Here is a 13,198-nt window from a genome sequence, read left to right as displayed (position 1 = left end):
CGGGCTTCAGAACTTGTCGAGCACCGCGCCCGAGCTCGCGCTCGAGGCATTGAACGCGAACTTGGCCTGCACGCCGCGCGTGTAGCGCGGGGCCGGGGCCTTCCAGCCTTCGCGGCGCTTGGCGATCTCGGCCTCGGGCACGTTGAGTTCGAGCTTGAGCGCATGCGCGTCGATGGTGATCGAGTCGCCCTCGTGGACGAAGGCGATGGTGCCGCCGGCCGCCGCTTCGGGCGCCACGTGGCCCACCACCATGCCCCAGGTGCCGCCCGAGAAGCGGCCATCGGTGATCAGGCCCACGCTCTCGCCGAGGCCCGCGCCGATCAGCGCGCCCGTGGGCGCCAGCATCTCGGGCATGCCCGGGCCGCCCTTGGGGCCGAGGTAGCGCAGCACCATCACGTCGCCGGCCACGATCTTGCCGTCGAGGATGGCCTTGAGCGCCGACTGCTCGTCGTCGAACACGCGCGCCGGGCCGGTGATGACCGGGTTCTTGAGGCCGGTGATCTTGGCGACCGCGCCTTCGGGCGACAGGTTGCCCTTGAGGATGGCCAGGTGGCCTTCGTCGTACATCGGCTTGTCGATCGGGCGGATCACGTCCTGGTCGGCGCGCGGCACGTCGGGCACGTCCTTGAGCACTTCGGCAATCGTCTGGCCGCTGATGGTGACGCAGTCGCCATGCAGCAGGCCGGCGTTGAGCAGCACCTTCATGACCTGCGGAATGCCGCCGGCCTGGTGCAGGTCGACCGCGAGGTACTTGCCCGAGGGCTTCAGGTCGCAGATCACCGGCACCTTCTTGCGCATGCGCTCGAAGTCGTCGATGGTCCATTCCACCTCGGCCGCGTGCGCGATCGCGAGGAAGTGCAGCACCGCGTTGGTCGAGCCGCCCGTGGCCATGATCACGGCCACCGCGTTCTCGATCGCCTTCTTGGTCACGATGTCGCGCGGCTTCAGGTCCTTCTTGATCGCCTCGATCAGCACCTTGGCCGATTCCTTGGCCGAGTTGGCCTTCTCGTCGTGCGGGTTCGCCATGGTCGACGAGTAGGGCAGCGAGATGCCGAGGGCCTCGAAGGCGCTCGACATGGTGTTGGCCGTGTACATGCCGCCGCAGGAGCCGGTGCCGGGGATGGCGCGCTTCTCGATCTCGTGCAGGTCCTCGTCGCTCATGTTGCCGGCGGCGTTCTGGCCCACGGCCTCGAACACGCTGACGATGTTCAGGTCCTGGCCCTTGTAGCGGCCCGGCAGGATGGTGCCGCCGTAGACGTAGATGGCGGGCACGTTGGCGCGCAGCATGCCCATCAGGCCGCCGGGCATGTTCTTGTCGCAGCCGCCGACCACCAGCACGCCGTCCATCCACTGGCCGCCGACGCAGGTCTCGATGCAGTCGGAGATGACCTCGCGGCTCACCAGCGAGTACTTCATGCCTTCGGTGCCCATCGCCATGCCGTCGGAGATGGTGGGGGTGCCGAACACCTGCGCGTTGCCGCCGGCTTCCTCGATGCCCGCGATGGCCGCGTCGGCCAGCTTCTGCAGGCCCGAGTTGCAGGGCGTGATGGTGCTGTGGCCGTTGGCGACGCCGACCATCGGCTTCTTGAAGTCGCCTTCCTCGTAGCCCATCGCGTAGAACATCGAGCGGTTGGGCGCGCGGCTCTTGCCTTCGACGATGTTGGCGCTGCGGCGATTGATCTGGATTGGCTTGGTGTCCATGGTGGGTGTCTCTTCGATCGTGGGGAGGGAAAACCGGGGAGCGCCAAGTATCGGACTTCTGATTGATTGCTTCCAATCCATTTTGAGAGGCCGATTGATATGCTTGGCATATGAATGAAAGCCTGATCGACCTGCGGGCCTGGCGCCAGTTCGTGGCCGTGGCCGAGGAACTGCATTTCGGCCGCGCCGCGCAGCGCCTGCACATGACCCAGCCGCCGGTCACGCAGGCCATCGCCCAGCTCGAGAAGACCCTGGGCGTGGTGCTGTTCGACCGCACGCGGCGCCGGGTGGCGCTCACGCCGGCCGGCGAGGCGCTGCTGCCCGACGTGCGCGAGCTGCTGGCGCGCGCCCAGGCCCTGCCGGCGCGCGCCCGCGCGGCCGCGGCCGGGCAGGTGGGGCGGGTGCGCATCGCCTTCGTCTCGACCGTGGGCTTCGAGCAGCTGCCCGACTGGGTGCGCGAGTTCCGCGTGCTCTGTCCCGAGGTGGCGCTCGAGCTGGTCGAGGCCACGGGCGACGTGCAGCTCGAGGCCTTCGCGCGCGGCGAGATCGATGCCGGCCTGATGCTGCATTCGCCGGGCGCCGCGCCGCCGGGGCTGGCGCGGCTGGCGGTGTCGCAGGAGCCGCTGGTGCTGGCGCTGCCGCAGCGGCATGCGCTCGCGAGCGCCCGGACGCTGCCGCTGGCCGAGGTGCTGGCCGAGCCGCTGGTGATCTTCCCGCGCCGCATCGTGCCTTCGCTGCACGACGCGGTCTTCGCGCTCTACCACGCGGCCGGGCGCGCGCCGCAGCTGGCGCAGGAGGCGATCCAGATGCAGACCATCGTCAACCTGGTTTCGGGCGGCATCGGCGTGGCCTGGGTGCCCGAGAGCGTCACGCAGTTCCGCCGCGCGGGCGTGGTCTACCGCGGCGCCGACGAGTTCGCGCCCGCGGGCCGGCGCCGCGCCATGCCGGTGCTGCCGCGCTGCGAAACCAGCCTGGTGTGGCCGGCCGCGGCCGCCAACCCGGCGCTCGAGCGCTTCATCGCGTTCGTGCAGGAGCGCCAGCCGGCGGCCGCGCGCGGCGCGAAATAGCGGCGGGAGCGGGCGGCGGTCCGTCGAGGGCCGAGGCCAGCAGCGTCTCGAGCCAGCCCGCGAAGGCCTGCATGCGCCGCGACAGGTTGCGCCGGTGCGGATACACCAGGTGCACCGGCAGCGGCTCGGCGCGCGCGTCGGGCATCAGCTCGACCAGCTCGCCGGCCGCGAGCTGCGTGCGCACGTCGTACAGCGGGATCTGGATCAGCCCCAGGCCCGCGAGCGCGCAGGCGATGTAGGTCTCGGCGTTGTTGGCCGTCACCTGGCTGCGCATGCGCAGCGAGGCGGTCTCGCCGTCGCGCTGCCATTCCCAGGGCGCCGCGCGGCCGCTGGTCGGCGAGGCGTAGTTCACCGCCAGGTGCTGCGGCAAGTCGGCCGGCGTGCGCGGCGTGCCGTGCCGCGCCAGGTAGGCCGGGCTCGCGCAGTTGACCAGCGTGAAGTGCCCGAGCGGCCGCGCCACCAGGCTGCTGCTGGCCAGCGGCCCCACGCGCAGTGCGCAGTCCACGCCCTCGTGCACCAGGTCGACCGCGCGGTCGCTCGAGCCGAGTTCGAGCTCGAGCGCCGGATAGCGCGCAAAGAAGTCCGGCAGCGCGGGCGCGATCAGCAGCCGCGCGATGCGGCTGGGCACGTCGACCTTGAGCCGCCCGCCCACGCTGCCGTGCGTGGGCAGGAACTGCTGCTCCAGGTCGTCCATGTCGGCCACCAGCGCGCGGGCGCGCTCGAGCAGTACCTCGCCGTCGGGCGTGAGGCCCACGCGCCGCGTGGTGCGGTGGAGCAGCCGCGAGCCCAGCCGCGCCTCGAGCTGCTGCACCGCCGTCGAGATGGTGGCGCGCGGCAGGCCGAGCCGGTCGGCGGCGCGCGTGAAGCTGCCGGATTCGGCCACGCGCAGGAAGACCTGGAGGAGGTCGATGCGGTCCATGAAAAGGGTCGGCGTCTGGCGCGAGAGCGGCCGATTGTTCGGGGATTTCCAAACAGTCTAGCCTCGAATTGCCTATTTATCGGCCGTCTGGCGATCAATACACTGCGCCTCGTGTCACACATCAATGGCTTTCAACCCAGGAGATTTCCATGTCCGCACGCACATTGAAGAAAAAGGTCGCCGTCATCGCCGGCGGCGGCAAGAACCTCGGCGCGCTCGTCGCCGAACAGCTGGTCGATGGGGGCGTGCGCGGCGTCGCCATCCACTACAACAGCGACAGCTCGCGCGCCGATGCCGAGAAGACCGCCGCCGCCCTCAAGGCCAAGGGCGCCGACACCCTGCTGGTGCAGGGCGACCTCGCGGTGGTCGAGAACAACGTCAAGCTGTTCGACCAGGCCGTCAAGCAGTTCGGCCAGGTCGACATCGCGATCAACACCGCGGGCGTGGTCATCAAGAAGCCGATCCTCGACGTCACCGAAGCCGACTACGACAAGAGCTTCGACGCCAATGCCAAGGCCGCCTTCTTCTTCATCCAGCAGGCCGGCCGCACGCTGGCCGAGGGCGGCAGCATCGTCACGATCGTGAGCTCGCTGCTCGCGGCCTACACGCCGTTCTATGCGATCTATCCGGGCTCGAAGGCCGCGGTGGAGCACTATACGCGCGCCGCCTCCAAGGAGTTCGGCGACCGCGGCATCTCGGTCAACGCGATCGGCCCCGGCCCGATGGACACGCCCTTCTTCTACGGCCAGGAGAGCAAGGAGGCGGTGGACTACCACAGCAGCGCCGCCGCGCTCAGCAAGTTCTCGAAGAAGGGCCTGACCGACATCGAGGACATCGCGCCCATCGTGCGCTTCCTGGTCACCGAGGGCTGGTGGATCACCGGCCAGACCATCTTCGCCAACGGCGGCTACACCACGCGCTGACGCATCGCACCGGACAAGCGATGCATACGCTCATCGTGATGGGCAGCGGCTTCGTGCTGCTGGCCCTTTTCCTGCTGGCCGGCCGCGTGCTGGGCGGCAGCGGCGACGCGGCCCTGAGCACGGCCGCGATGTGGTTCGTGCCGGCCTGGTTCATCGGCGCCGGCATCAACATGGCGGTGGGGGTGATCGAGGCCGGCTACAGCGTGGCCGAGGAGCTGCCGATCTTCCTGCTGGTGTTCGCCGTGCCGGCCGCGGTGGCCGGCCTGGTGTGGTGGAAATTCGGGCGCTGAGCGCCTGAGGGGGCGGGGCGCCGGGCCGCGTGCCCGGATGCCCCCACGCCCCCGGCCGCGTCATGCGGCGCGGGCACAATCCGCGGATGCTCATGTATCCGCAGATCAATCCCATCGCCCTGCAGCTCGGGCCGATCGCCATCCACTGGTACGGCCTGACCTACCTGGCGGCCTTCGCGCTGTTCTACTTCCTCGGCACGCTGCGGCTCAAGCACGAGCCCTACCGCAGCCTGGTGGGCGCCGGGGCCTGGCAGCGCAAGGACATCGAGGACATCCTGTTCCTCGGCGTGGTCGGCGTCATCGTCGGCGGGCGGCTCGGCTACTGCCTGTTCTACCGGCCCGAGTTCTACCTGTTCAACCCGCTCGAGATCTTCAAGGTCTGGGAAGGCGGCATGAGCTTCCACGGCGGCATGCTCGGCGTGATCGCGGCCATGGTCTGGTTCGCGCGTTCGCGCGCGCGGCCGTTCTGGCAGGTGATGGACTTCGTCGCGCCCTGCGTGCCCACCGGCCTCGCGGCGGGGCGCGTGGGCAACTTCATCAACGGCGAACTCTGGGGCCGCTTCAGCAGCCCCGACCTGCCCTGGGGCATGGTGTTCCCGCAGAGCGGTTCGATGCTGCCGCGCCATCCCTCGCAGGTCTACCAGTTCCTGCTCGAGGGGCTGCTGCTGTTCGTGCTGCTGTGGCTCTACGCGCGCAAGCCGCGCAAGCAGGCCCAGGTGTCGGCCGCCTTCCTGGTCGGCTACGGCATCTTCCGTTTCATCGCCGAGTTCTTCCGCGAGCCCGACAAGATCTTTGCCCACCCGGGCAACGAGCTGGGCCTGCGCGCCCTCGACCTGAGCCAGGGCCAGTGGCTCTGCGTGCCGATGATCCTGGGCGGCATCGCGCTGTGGGTCTGGGCCTCGCGCCGCGAGCAGGCGGTGCCGGTCGCCAGCAAGGCCTGACGCCGCACCGGGAGCCGGGGAGGGCGGGGCACCGCCCCATCCCGCACTCGCTGCTCCCCCTGCGTGCCGCACCGCCGGCCACGCAACCTATCGTCTGACCAGGGTAAGTCCGGAGCCCCGCGTTTCGCGCGCGGCCCTTGCGCTGCTTCGCGTCCAGGCTCAGAATTACGCGTAATTACAGGAAATTACGCGATCGAACCCGCCATGCGCCTGGTCCACAACTCCCTGCACGACGAAGTCGCCACCACGCTGCGCGAGCAGATCTTCGACGGCACCCTGGCGCCCGGCAGCTTCGTCGACGAGATCGCGCTGTGCGAGCGGCTGTCGATCTCGCGCACGCCGCTGCGCGAGGCGCTCAAGGTGCTCACGGCCGAAGGCCTGCTGCGCCACGAGCCGCGCCGCGGCTGCTTCGTGCGCGAGGTGACCGAGCGCGACCTCGACGAGATCTTCCCGGTCATCGCGCTGCTCGAGGGCCGCTGCGCCTTCGAGGCGGCGCGCAACGCCAGCGATGCCGAGCTGCACGAGCTCGACGCCCTGCACGAGCGGCTGGTGCGCCACGCCAAGGCCAAGCGCATCAACGACTACTACGCCACCAACCACCTGATCCACGAGGCCATCATCCAGCTGGCCGACAACAAGTGGCTGGCCCAGGTGATCGGCGACCTGCGCAAGATCCTCAAGCTCGCGCGCCAGCAGCAGCTGCATGCGCCGGGACGGCTCGAGCAGAGCCTGTCGGAGCATCTCGCGGTGTTCGCGGCGCTCAAGGCGCGCGACAGCGAAGGCGCCGATGCCGCGATGCGCACCCACATGACGCGCCAGCGCGAGGCGCTGCGCGAAGTGATGCGCAACCAGCAGAAATCGCGGGTCATGCCATGAAGCGCGGGGCCGTCATGTCCGCGTCCGCCATCTCTTCTTCGTCTTTTTCTTTCTGCATGGGAGTGCATCCACGATGAGTGCGACCGAATGGTTCCAGGCGCGATTGCGCACGGGCGACAAGAACGAACGCAAGGTGCCGGTGGCCTCCGACGCGCCAGCCAAGGGCGCCGCCAAGTCGGCCCCAAAGCCCAGCGCCCGCACCACCGCCGAGCGGCTCGAGGCCACCCTGCGCAAGGCCGACGAGGCGCTGTCGCCGCGCGCGCTGCGCCGCGTGCTGGCCGCCATGCAGTCGGTGATCGACCCGCGCGTGAGCGAGGTCGAGGGCGGCCGCCGCGCCCATGCCATCGCGGTCGAATACGCGGCAGCCACGCCCGAGGAGCGGCGCGATTTCTGGGCGCTGATGAGCGAGCATTTCGCCGCCGACGCACAGAAGCTCAAGACCGCGCGCGACCAGCACCAAGCCGCCGTCGGCACGCCCGACGAGGGCCAGGCCGAGCTCAAGCTGCGCCGCGCGCTGGTGTCGCCGCGCATGCGCCTCCTGCAGCGCTTCGCGGTCGAGCCCGCGGGCATGCGCTTCTTGGTCGACCTGCGCGCCGAGCTGCTGCCCGGCCTCAAGGGCGACCGCCGCCTGCTCGCGCTCGACGCCGAGCTCGAGCAGCTGTTCTCGACCTGGTTCGACGTCGCCTTCCTCGAGCTGCGCCGCATCGACTGGAACTCGCCGGCCTCGCTGATCGAGAAGCTGATCCGCTACGAGGCGGTGCACGACATCAAGAGCTGGAACGACGTGAAGAACCGGCTCGACGACAGCGACCGCCGCTGCTACGGCTTCTTCCATCCGCGGCTGCCGAACGAGCCGCTGATCTTCGTCGAGGTGGCGCTGGTCGACCGCGTGAGCGACGGCATCACGCCGCTGCTCGACGAGGCCGCGGTTCCGGTGCCGCCGGCGCGCGCCACCACCGCGATCTTCTATTCGATCAGCAACACGCAGAACGGCCTGCGCGGCGTGAGCTTCGGCGACTCGCTGATCAAGCGCGTGGTCGAGACCCTGCAGGACGAGCTGCCGCGGCTCAAGACCTTCGCCACGCTGTCGCCGATCCCGGGCTTTCGCACCTGGCTCGCGAAGAACGCGCCCGACATGGTCGCGCGCCTCGACGAGAAGCGCGCCGCCGAGGTCGGCCGGCTCGTGGGCTCGCTGCCGCCCACGGCCGACCGGCTGCTGGCCGCGGTCGATGCCGCCGCGAGCCTGGACGCCAAGTCGCCGCTGCGCCAGTGGCTGCTGCAGTGCGCGGCCGAGTACCTGGGCCGTTCGCTGGTCGACGGCACGCCGGCCGATCCGGTCGCGCGCTTCCACCTGGGCAACGGCGCGCGCGTCGAGCGCCTCAACTGGGCTGGCGATCCGTCGCCCAAGGGACAGAAGCAGTCCTATGGCCTCATGGTGAACTACCTATACGATCTCAAGCGTCTCGACCGGCACCGCGACTGGCTCGCGCAAGGCAAGGTGGCCGTGTCGGGGGACGTCGACAGTCTGTTTTTCAAGAAGGCCTGACCGGGCCCCAAGCCCGGCGCACACAGCGCCGGCCGTCGCATCCGCGGCGATCCACAACGACAGGAGATGAGACAGATGAACCAGAGTTTTCAGCGGCGCGACGTGTTGCGCCTGGCGGCTGCGGGCGCGGCGGTTCTTTGCGGCGGCGCCGCGACCGCGCAGAGCAACTGGCCGACCAAGCCGGTCAACATGATCGTGCCGTTCCCGGCCGGCGGCGGCACCGACGCCTTCGCGCGTCCGCTGTCGGGCCAGTTCGCCAAGCTCACGAGCCAGACCCTGGTGATCGACAACCGCGGCGGCGCGGGCGGCACCCTGGGCGCGAGCATCGCCTCCAAGGCGCCGGCCGACGGCTACACGCTGTTCATGGGCGCGGTGCACCACGCGATCGCGCCCTCGATCTATCCCAAGCTCGACTACGACATCGAGAAGGATTTCGTGCCGCTGATGCTGCTGGCCAACGTGCCGCAGGTGGTGGTGGTCAATCCCAAGCGCGTGCCCGCCGCGACCATCCAGGAATTCATCGCGCTGGTGAAGCGCAGCCCCGGCAAGTTCAACTACGGTTCGGCCGGCGCGGGCACCTCGCACCACCTGGCGGGCGAGCTGTTCAAGATCCAGACCGGCACCTTCATCACCCACATTCCGTACCGCGGCGCGGGCCCGGCGCTGGCCGACCTGATCTCGGGCAACGTCGACCTGATGTTCGACGGCCTCGGCTCCTCGGCGCAGCACATCAAGAGCGGCCGCATCAAGGCGCTGATGGTCGCGGGCGCCAAGCGCAACCCGGCCTTCCCCGACGTGCCCTGCGCGGCGGAGGTGGGCCTGCCCGACTACACCGTGACCACCTGGTACGGCCTCTGGACGCCCAAGGGCACGCCGGCCGACGTGCAGGCCAAGGTGGTCGAGGACATGAAGAAATCGCTCGCGAGCGACGAGCTCAAGGCCATCTGGGCGCAGAACGGCTCCGAGATCCCGAACCTGACCATGGCCGCGTACGGCGGCTTCGTCAATTCGGAGATCAAGCGCTGGGCCGCCGTGGTCAAGGCCTCGGGCGCCAAGCTCGAATGAGCGCGGGCAGCGTCAGCCTGCGCCGCGAGGGCGCGCTCGCGTTCCTCACGTTGTCGAACCCGGCGCGCCTGAACGCGATGACGCGCGCGATGTGGCGCGAGCTGCGCGCGCTGGTGGCCGGCCTCGGCGCCGACCCGGCGCTGCGCTGCGTGATCGTGCGCGGGGAGGGCGGCGCCTTCTGCGCGGGCGGCGACATCTCCGAGTACCCGTCGTTCCGCTTCGAGGCCGCGAGCCTGCGCGAATTCCACGAGAACGAGGTCTGGGCCGCGCTGCAGGCGCTGCTCGACTGCCCGCTGCCGCTGGTCGCGCAGATCGAGGGCGCCTGCATGGGCGCCGGCATCGAGATCGCGAGCTGCTGCGACATCCGCCTCGCGGGCGCGTCGTCGAAGTTCGGCGCGCCGATCGCGAAGCTCGGCTTTCCGATGGCGCCGCGCGAGGCCGCGCTGGTGCATGGCGCCATCGGTGACACGCTGGCGCGCGACATGCTGCTGGCCGCCGGCGTGCACGACGCCACGCGGCTCTACCACGCGGGCTTCCTGCTGTCGGTGCTGCCCGATGCCGAGGTGGCCGCCGCGGCCGAGGCGCATGCGGCGCGCATCGCGCGGCTTGCGCCGCAGACCGCGCGCATGCACAAGCGCACCTTCGCCGTGCTGCACCATGCCGTGACCGGCGCCAACACCGCGCCGCCCGAGGTGGAGCCGGTCGCCGCGCTGGTCGCCACCGCCTACGACTACGCCGACTCGGCCGAGCACCGCGAAGGCATCGCCGCCTTCCTCGCCAAGCGCGCGCCCGATTTCTGACCCGCCTTTCGTTTTCCGCCTCCTGTGAAGTCCGACCGATGAAGAAGACCGCCAACGCCAACCTGTTCGCCGCCCTGCGCGCGGCCTTTCCCGCCGACCTCGATGCCATCGCGGTCGAGACCGACAACGGCCTCGCGTACTCGTGGCGCGACCTCGACCGCGCGAGCGCGATGATCGCCAACCTGCTCGACGCGCTGAAGCTCGAGAAGGGCGCGCGCATCGCGGTGCAGGTCGAGAAGTCGGTCGAGGCGATGCTGCTGTACCTCGCCACCTTGCGCGCGGGCTATGTGTTCCTGCCGCTCAACACCGCCTACCAGAGCGCCGAGATCGAGTACTTCATCGGCAACGCCGAGCCCGCCGTGGTGGTCTGCACGAGCCGCAACGCGGCCTGGGTGGCGCCGCTGGCCACGGCCGCCGGCACCCGCCACGTGTTCACGCTCGACGACGACCGCAGCGGCACCCTGCTCGAGGTCGCGGCCAGCTGCAGCGACGTGCACAAGGCGGCCGTGAAGTCGGCCGACGACCTGGCCGCGATCCTCTACACCAGCGGCACCACCGGTCGCAGCAAGGGCGCGATGCTCACGCACGGCAACCTGCTGTCGAATGCCGAGGTGCTCAAGGACTACTGGGGCTGGACCGAGGGCGACGTGCTGATCCACGCGCTGCCGATCTTCCACGTGCACGGCCTGTTCGTGGCGCTGCACGGCGCGCTGCTCAACGGCAGCAAGATCCTCTGGTTCTCGAAGTTCGATCCCAAGCGCATCGCCGCGAAGCTGCCCGAGGCCACCGTGTTCATGGGCGTGCCCACGCTCTACGTGCGCCTGCTGGCCGAGCCCGGCCTCACGCGCGAGGCGGTGCGCAACATGCGGCTGTTCGTCGCGGGTTCGGCGCCGCTGCTGATCGAGACCTTCGACGAATGGCGCGAGCGCACCGGCCACACCATCCTCGAGCGCTACGGCATGAGCGAGACCATCATGCTGACCTCGAACCCCTACCGCCCCGAGCAGGGCGAGCGCCGCGGCGGCACCGTCGGCTTCGCGCTGCCGGGCGTGCAGCTGCGCGTGCGCGACGACCAGGGCCGCGACTGCACCACCGACGAGATCGGCGGCATCGAGGTCAGCGGTCCCAACGTGTTCGCGGGCTACTGGCGCATGCCCGAGAAGACCAAGGAGGAGTTCACGGCCGACGGCTTCTTCAAGACCGGCGACGTGGGCAAGATCGACGGCCGCGGCTACATCACCATCGTCGGGCGCAGCAAGGACCTGATCATCAGCGGCGGCTACAACGTCTATCCGGCCGAGATCGAGGGCTACATCAACGAGATGGCCGGCGTGGCCGAGAGCGCGGTGGTCGGCGTGCCGCACCCCGACTTCGGCGAGGTCGGCGTGGCGATCGTCATCGCCAAGCCCGGCGCCACGCTCGACGGCGACGCGATCGTGGCCGAGCTCAAGGCCAGGCTCGCGAACTTCAAGATCCCGAAGCGCTGCTTCATCGTGCCGGAGCTGCCACGCAACACCATGGGCAAGGTGCAGAAGGCGCTGCTGCGCGGCGAGCACAAGGGCTTGTTCGCCTAGTTCTTCTAGGCCTCGGGCGCGTCCTTCGCGCGCCTGAACACGATGTCCTCCACCATCGGCTCGAAGGGCACCGCGATGCGGTCGATGCGGCCTGCGCGGTCGTAGAGAAAGCTCAGCGCGAGGTTGTCGGGGTGGAACACCGTCGGCCGGTCCGGCGTGACGAACATGTCGTAGTGCCAGTGCGTGAGCGCGCCGGCGGCGCCCCGCCAGTGCCAGGCGAGGTGGTCGCTTTCGTGCGCGATCTCGATGCAGCCGTAGGCCGGATGCTCGTAGCGGCCCGCATATTCCTCGAGCGCATGGCTGGGCTGCGTGCCGTTGCGGCGCCGGTCCGTGCGCGCCTTGTCGTCGACCCGCTGCTGCACCAGGTCGGCGCGGCGCTTCGTGAGCAGCCGCTGGAACCAGTCGACCGGCTCGCGGCCCGCGATGCGATCGAGCGCCGCGAAGGTGAGGATCGAGGTCACGGCGCCCGGCGCGCGGTTGGTCAGCACCGCCACGCCCGCGCGGCGCGAGGGCACCACGGTCATCAGCGTGGCCCAGCCGAACCACGAGCCCGAATGCGCGAGCGTGCGCTCGCCGCGGTAGTTCTCGCAGAACAGGCCCAGTCCGTAGTGCGAATCGCCGATCTCCGCATGCTCGGAGCGTGACATCCAGGCGCGTGGCATGCCCATCTCGCGCACCGTCCTGGCCGACAGCAGCGGCGTGTCGCCCACGCGGCCTTCGTCGAGCAGGCAGCGCATCCACTTCGCGAGATCGGCGGCGCTCGCATTGAGCCCGCCGCCCGCGGCCGTCGGCACCGGCCACAGCTGCGCGGGGACGGGATCGTTCTCGACCATGGTGTGCGGGCGGGCCGCATCGGCGGCCGCCACCAGCGCGTCGATGCCGAAGCCGTAATGCGTGAAGCCCAGCGGTTTGAGCAGCCGCTCGGTCACGAAGTCCTGCCAGCCCTGTCCGCTGAGGCGCTCGATCACGATGCCCGCGACCATGTAGCCGAGGTTCGAGTACTGGAAGGCCTCGCGCAGTTCGCGGCTCGGCACCAGGTGGCGCAGCAGCGGCAGCATCTGCGCGCTCGTCAGGTCGGCCGGCATGTGCAGCCAGTCGTGGCGCGGCAGGCCGCTGAGGTGGCTCAAAAGGTCGCGCACGGTGAGCTGCGCGGTCGCCACCGCATCGTGCAGCCGGAACTCTGGAATGACTTCGCGCACCGGCCGGCTCCAGGCGAGCCGGCCCTCGTCGACCAGCAGGCCGAGCCCGGCCGCGGTGAAGGACTTGGTGATCGAGCACAGCAGGAACTGCGTGTCGGCGGTCACGGGCTCGTTGCCGCGCAGGTCGCGCACGCCATAGCCCTTCAGCAGCGAGACCTCGCCATCTTCGATCACCGCGAGCGCGAGCCCCGGGATCTTCCATTCCTTCATCGAGCTTTCGACGAGGCTTTCGAGTTCGCGCCACATGATCGGGGTCCTAGGGTTCGGGGCGCGAATCCTAAGGCATCCGTCATGCGG

12 protein-coding genes are annotated in these 13,198 nt (G+C 69.9%); 9 read left to right on the top strand and 3 right to left on the bottom strand.

The genetic code is table 11. The features are described from left to right. Positions 1–6: 6 nt before the first annotated feature. On the bottom strand, positions 7–1,701 hold the full coding sequence (gene ilvD / locus AC07RM_RS16175) for a dihydroxy-acid dehydratase (protein WP_296776758.1): 1,695 nt from the start codon (positions 1,699–1,701) through the stop codon (positions 7–9). A gap of 110 nt (positions 1,702–1,811) precedes the next feature. Here ilvD and AC07RM_RS16170 point away from each other — a divergent pair, with 110 nt between their 5' ends. Continuing rightward, on the top strand, positions 1,812–2,768 hold the full coding sequence (locus tag AC07RM_RS16170) for a LysR family transcriptional regulator (protein ID WP_495335178.1): 957 nt from the start codon (positions 1,812–1,814) through the stop codon (positions 2,766–2,768). On the opposite strand, the gene AC07RM_RS16165 is transcribed toward AC07RM_RS16170, so the two are convergent. Beyond that, complete coding sequence (locus AC07RM_RS16165; protein ID WP_296794711.1) at positions 2,716–3,687, bottom strand: LysR family transcriptional regulator; 972 nt, start codon at positions 3,685–3,687, stop codon at positions 2,716–2,718. The genes AC07RM_RS16170 and AC07RM_RS16165 overlap by 53 nt on opposite strands. Before the next feature lie 149 nt (positions 3,688–3,836). Between AC07RM_RS16165 and AC07RM_RS16160 the strand changes: the two genes are divergently transcribed. The 8 genes from AC07RM_RS16160 (at position 3,837) to AC07RM_RS16125 (ending at position 11,702) form a co-directional block, all read left to right on the top strand. Beyond that, complete coding sequence (locus AC07RM_RS16160) at positions 3,837–4,610, top strand: SDR family oxidoreductase (RefSeq protein WP_495335177.1); 774 nt, start codon at positions 3,837–3,839, stop codon at positions 4,608–4,610. 20 nt (positions 4,611–4,630) lie between these two features. Next, positions 4,631–4,900 (top strand): hypothetical protein, encoded by a 270-nt coding sequence (locus AC07RM_RS16155; protein ID WP_208513143.1) that lies wholly within the window; start codon positions 4,631–4,633, stop codon positions 4,898–4,900. Between the two features lie 86 nt (positions 4,901–4,986). Beyond that, positions 4,987–5,841, top strand: a complete 855-nt coding sequence (gene lgt, locus AC07RM_RS16150) for a prolipoprotein diacylglyceryl transferase (RefSeq protein WP_203201273.1) — start codon at positions 4,987–4,989, stop codon at positions 5,839–5,841. 204 nt (positions 5,842–6,045) lie between these two features. Next, the gene (locus tag AC07RM_RS16145) at positions 6,046–6,717 is read left to right on the top strand and encodes a GntR family transcriptional regulator (protein ID WP_057594552.1); all 672 of its coding nucleotides are present in this window, start codon (positions 6,046–6,048) and stop codon (positions 6,715–6,717) included. 73 nt (positions 6,718–6,790) lie between these two features. Continuing rightward, entirely contained in the window at positions 6,791–8,263 is a 1,473-nt protein-coding gene (locus tag AC07RM_RS16140) for a malonyl-CoA decarboxylase (protein WP_495335176.1), read from the top strand. 75 nt (positions 8,264–8,338) lie between these two features. Next, positions 8,339–9,328 carry a Bug family tripartite tricarboxylate transporter substrate binding protein gene (locus AC07RM_RS16135; protein ID WP_495335175.1) on the top strand — a complete coding sequence of 330 codons (990 nt, stop codon included), beginning with the start codon at positions 8,339–8,341 and terminating at the stop codon, positions 9,326–9,328. Then, positions 9,325–10,128, top strand: a complete 804-nt coding sequence (locus AC07RM_RS16130; protein ID WP_261210626.1) for an enoyl-CoA hydratase/isomerase family protein — start codon at positions 9,325–9,327, stop codon at positions 10,126–10,128. Before AC07RM_RS16135 ends, AC07RM_RS16130 begins: the two co-directional genes overlap by 4 nt. A gap of 38 nt (positions 10,129–10,166) precedes the next feature. Then, positions 10,167–11,702, top strand: a complete 1,536-nt coding sequence (locus tag AC07RM_RS16125) for a malonate--CoA ligase (protein ID WP_495335174.1) — start codon at positions 10,167–10,169, stop codon at positions 11,700–11,702. A gap of 5 nt (positions 11,703–11,707) precedes the next feature. Here AC07RM_RS16125 and AC07RM_RS16120 read toward each other — a convergent pair whose 3' ends face one another. Beyond that, positions 11,708–13,147, bottom strand: a complete 1,440-nt coding sequence (locus AC07RM_RS16120) for a serine hydrolase (protein WP_495335173.1) — start codon at positions 13,145–13,147, stop codon at positions 11,708–11,710. Positions 13,148–13,198: the final 51 nt, after the last annotated feature.

The organism is Variovorax sp. GW821-FHT09B05, assembly GCF_059418265.1.
This window is presented reverse-complemented; position numbering and strand designations above follow the sequence as displayed.